We start from the raw sequence: 4,809 nt of genomic DNA on the forward strand, positions 1-4,809 counted from the left end.
CCGCAAAGTCTTCTGTAGCAAGGCCTTGCGGTCGATTCCGGCTACCGTCGGCAGTCCCGGCCGCGATCTGCGGTAAGCTACGTGCCCGCAATTTTCAATTGCGACCGTGACGGGAGGCAGCAGATGCCAGGCCTGGAATTTCGGTATGTGGGGCAAGATCGCTTACCCGCGCGACTGTCGGAGTTCGACGTCGAGCGCTACTTCGCGCTGAACGACAGCGACGTAGCCGCGATCAACGAACGTTTCCGGCGCGATCGTCGCGCGGGCGCCGCCGTTCAACTGGTCTTTCTGCGGGCCAGCGGCCACACGCTGGACCACGTTGGCACCCTTCCACGGCAACTGTTGCGCTATGTCGGCGAGCGACTCGGTCTGCCGACGCCGTCGATCGCATCGCTGCGCACGCTCTACCAACGCTACAAGACTCAATACGAGCACCAGGTGTGGGCGTGTGAATACCTCGGCCTGACGTCGATCGGCGCCGACCAGTGGGCCGGCCTCGGAACATGGATGCGTCAGGATGCGGCCGAATCGCTGACGCTCGACGAACTCGTCCAGCATGCGCATTACTGGCTGTACGAGCGGCGACTGTTGATTCCTGCCGAGCGAACGCTGCGGGATTTGGGGCGAGCGATCTGGGCGGAGGCCGAACGCGGTCTGCTCGCCACGATTCAGACGACCGTCAGCGACGCCGAACTGATGCGCGCCGATGCGGTCTTGTCCACGCAACACGGCACGTCAGGGATGACCGTGCGCGAATGGCTGAAGACGCCACCGGCACGGCACAGCCCGTCTACCATTACCGAAACACTTTCGCAGGTCCGTTTCCTCAAGTCACTCGGCACTCATACGTGGAACCTAGACGCGGTGCCGATCGAGAAGCAGCGTGCCTATGCACAGCGCATACAGGCCCGGCGTCCCGCCAAGGTTCGCGAGCTCAAGGCGTCGACGCGCACGATCGAGCTGATCTTCTTCTTGCACTTCACGCTGCTGGAGTTGACCGACGCGCTGCTCTACCAAACGGGTCGCCGCGTGTCTGATCTCGTCCGGCACGCCTACGATCGGACGACGGTCAAGCAGGCCCGGTCCGCTGTCGAGTACCGCCAGCAGCTGATGTCGATCAAGGCGCTCGTCAACGATACCAGCCGCTCCGCAGAAGAACGGCTCGACGACATTGGCAAGTTGCTCGAGGATCTGTCAGACAAGCCGCCGACGAGTCACGCAGCCAGCGTTCGCGAAACGCTGACCGACGATCATCATCGCATCCGCAACCTGCTGGTGCCGTTACGCGAACTGGAGCTGTCCGGCAGGGAGGCTGAGCCGAGCCTGCGACAGCTCGAACTCCTCAGCTCGCTGCACGACCGCGGCGTGACCGAACTCCCCTCCGACTGCGAGGTGCCAGTAAGCGCAAGCTGGCGGGACCTCGTCGAGGGCGAGGACCGGGTACGTGCGATGCGGGCGCTGGAGGCTTCGGCGATCACGGGGTTGCGCAGGGGTTTGCGACGCGGATCGGTCTGGACCAGCCATAGCCTGTCGTTCCGCGCCCGTGATCAGCTGCTGATTCCGCCGGCGCGGTGGGAGTGCGAGCGTGATCGGCATCTGTCATCGCTCGGCTTGTCCCACACGGCGGAACCCTTCTTGGAACGGCTATTGAGCCACCTTAAGGCGGGGCTGGCGGCACTCGAAGAAGCGCTGGTGGCCGGACGGGTCATTGTCGGGACGGACGGTGCATTGCACCTGTCAGCGATTGAAGCGTTGCCCACCGATGGCCTCCCGAGACGGATGCGCGACTTGATGTTCAAGGAAATCGGCACAACGCAGTTAGCCGATCTGCTCATCGAGATGGATGCTCACAGCGGTTTCAGCGAAACGCTGCTGGCGCGTCGCGCGCGCGATGCGAACGAACTGGTCTCGTTATACGCGGGGCTGATCGTGACGTGCCCCCATCAATAGGGCCAATGGGCTTCTAGCAAAGTCCCATTAAACCAGTTCCTGGAAAGCGGCAGGAGCCTCCGCGGTTGCCCGATGTTTCGCCGCAAATTCTGACGGCGCAAGGTAGTTCAGTGCGCTGTGCGGCCTTTGCTCGTTGTAGTCCTGACGCCATGCCGCGATGACAGCCCGAGCGTGCGCGAGCGTCGTGAACCAGTGCTCGTTAAGGCATTCGTCGCGGAACTTGCCGTTGAACGATTCGATGTACGCATTCTGCGTTGGCTTGCCCGCCTGAATCAACTTCAGCGTGACGCCGTTCGCATATGCCCACTGGTCAAGCGCGCGGCTCGTAAATTCGGGTCCCTGGTCGGTTCGCACCGCCTTGGGATAGCCACGGAAGCGAGCTGCACGGTCCAATACCCGAGCGACATACAAACCTGAGATGCCATGGTCGACGACGATGTCGACAGCCTCTTTCGTGAAGTCGTCGACGACGGTCAGGCACTTCACGCGCCGGCCGTTGGAAAGCGCATCCATCACGAAATCGATTGACCACACCTCGTTGGGCGCGCCCGGCAATGCCAGTTGCTCGCGCTCAATCATGACGCCGTGGCGCTTGCGACGGCGCCGCACAGCCAGCCCTGCCTCACGGTAAAGGCGATAGACGCGCTTGTGATTGGCGTGCGTGCCTTCGCGCTCCACCAGGGCATGCAGTCGACGGTAGCCGAATCGACGACGTTCGTGCGCCAACTCCACCAGACGCGCCGCGAGCACCTCATTCTCGTGGTCCGGCTTCGCGTCGTAATGCAGCACGCTGCGAGAAAGCCCGACAAGCCGGCAGGCGCGGCGCTCGGAGATGTTGACCTTCTCCCGAATCGCCGACACTGCTTCGCGTTTGGCTTGCGGGCTCAGGGCTTTCCCTTGACGACGACCTTCAACGCTTCCATATCGAGCATTGCTTCGGCCAGCAGTTTCTTCAGCCGGGCATTCTCCACCTCGAGATCCTTGAGCCGGCGGGCTTCCGAGACTTCCATGCCGCCGAACTTCGCGCGCCAGGTGTAGAACGACGCGTCACTGAACCCGTGCTTCCTGCCCAGTTCCTTGACCGGCACCCCGGCCTCGGCTTCCTTCAGAAACCCGATGATTTGCTGTTCCGTAAAGCGCTTCTTCATGTTCGTCTTCTTCTCCGAAAATGAACTTTACTAGACTCCAGCTGGCCCTGTTTGCAAGGGGCAGGTCACACGCATCCGATTACCGAATTGTGGGGAACGGGGCGACACGCATCCAGCGATTCCATGAGTCTGGATACTTCGCCGCACCTCTTTTATGCCCGCGTCGATCCGCGGCGCCGAACCCACGCAGTCGGGATCTATACGCACGTGCTGGACCAGCATGGCATTGTCTATAACCAACCGATCGTGCTGAACGAGCGGCAGGCGGGCGTGGCCATCGAAGGCGTACTGCGGCATAACGAAAACCGAGACGATGGCGGACTGATGCGACTCTCCGTCGACACGCACGGGTACACGAGCGTTGGGATGGCCGTCTCGAAGCTACTGGGATTCGACCTGTGTCCGCACCTGCGCAATTTGGCCGAGCGCAAGTTGTATGTGCCGCGCGGATTTGCCGTCTCCGAAGGACTGGTGCCGGTCGTGGCCCACGACGTTTCGCTAAAGGCAATTCGCGACGGCTGGGACGAACTGCTGCGGCTCGTCGCCTCGATTCAGTCTGGCCGCGTCAGCGCGGTGGTCGCGCTGCAGCGGTTCGGCAGCGCCGCACAAGGCGACCCGGTGCATCGGGCCGCCGATCAACTCGGCAAGTTGCTGCGCACGCTTTTCCTGTGCGATTACTTCAGCAACGTGGCGTTCCGCCGAGAGCTGCATACGTTGCTGAATCGCGGCGAGTCGGTCCACCAGCTCCAGCGCGCGATCTACACTGGCAGAGTGGCCTCCGAGCGCGGTCGACGTCGTGATGAAATGGTCACCATCTCGGGTTCGTTGACACTGTTGACGAACCTTGTGATCGCCTGGAACACGCAGCGCATGCAGGCGACGGTCGACGGCTGGCGACGCAAAGGACGACCGGTCGACGACGAGTGGTTGCGCCGGATGGGGCCTGCGCATTTTGCGCACGTGAACTTCAGGGGCACATTGAGCTTTCCCATCGACCAATACAGCGACGTCCTGCTGGAAGCCGCGCCCTGGCAGCGAGGCACGGGATCATGAGGCCTATGAGGCCTGCCGGATAGAGACGGACGGCGTATGGGTACGGTTGGCGGATTGGCGTCCATCCGATGAAGTCGACGAGCGCGATCAGCGCCAATACCGGTCTGCGACAGGATCGCACGATGCGCTGGAACCCTACCGGGGCGCCAGTCACGAGCAGCGCGAACAGGAAGCGCGCCGGCGCGAGACGCAGGTCCAGCAACTGCGGGCCGAACTGTGCCATGCCAATCAGACGGCTATCTTGACGCAAAACGAAATTACCCAACTGAACAAGGACAACGCGCGGCTGGTCGACGAGTCCGGCGCGGCGAGTATAAGTCTGCGAGAAGCGCGGGCACACGGTGAGCAGATACGGGAGGCGCTTGACCGCATACGTGTCGATCACGTCCGTTTCGAGACCGAACGCGATGCCCTACGTGCGACGGTCGGCTCACAGTCGGGGAACTGGAAAGCGCACGTACGTCGCTCGGCGTAGCGACGGCGGAGCGGACAAAGCTGGCGGCGCAGGTCGACGCCCAGCTGTGTCTGCTGGCTGCCTATCGGACGCGGTTAGGTCTGGGCGGTGCTGAGGGTTGAAGCGCCAGATTTTGCATCCGGAGGACACGGTTTGGCCAAATCGGTCTCCTGATAAGCTCATGATTTTTCGTGGAATTTCGAA

General features: G+C 62.3%; 3 protein-coding genes and 1 pseudogene. 3 read left to right on the top strand and 1 reads right to left on the bottom strand.

Annotated features, from left to right (window positions below):
- Nucleotides 1-123: 123 nt before the first annotated feature.
- Nucleotides 124-1,950, top strand: a complete 1,827-nt coding sequence (locus HWX25_RS32340; protein ID WP_244138828.1) for a DUF4158 domain-containing protein — start codon at nucleotides 124-126, stop codon at nucleotides 1,948-1,950.
- 27 nt (nucleotides 1,951-1,977) lie between these two features.
- Here the strand turns inward: HWX25_RS32340 and HWX25_RS32345 are convergent.
- A protein-coding gene (locus tag HWX25_RS32345; RefSeq protein WP_175912636.1) for an IS3-like element IS407 family transposase occupies nucleotides 1,978-3,098 on the bottom strand; the annotation gives its coding sequence in 2 pieces (ribosomal slippage) (nucleotides 1,978-2,840 and nucleotides 2,840-3,098; 1,122 coding nt in all).
- Nucleotides 3,099-3,170: 72 nt separating this feature from the next.
- On the opposite strand from HWX25_RS32345, the pseudogene HWX25_RS32350 reads away from it, so the two are divergent.
- Both HWX25_RS32350 and HWX25_RS32355 read left to right on the top strand, forming a co-directional pair.
- Nucleotides 3,171-4,151: pseudogene (locus tag HWX25_RS32350) on the top strand (Tn3 family transposase); the annotation flags it as partial.
- A gap of 46 nt (nucleotides 4,152-4,197) precedes the next feature.
- Nucleotides 4,198-4,626 (top strand): hypothetical protein, encoded by a 429-nt coding sequence (locus HWX25_RS32355; RefSeq protein WP_175912638.1) that lies wholly within the window; start codon nucleotides 4,198-4,200, stop codon nucleotides 4,624-4,626.
- The last annotated feature ends 183 nt before the right edge of the window (nucleotides 4,627-4,809 follow it).

The sequence above is a fragment of the Burkholderia sp. BCC1640 genome (genome assembly GCF_902833125.1).
Taxonomy (GTDB): Bacteria; Pseudomonadota; Gammaproteobacteria; order Burkholderiales; family Burkholderiaceae; genus Burkholderia; species Burkholderia diffusa.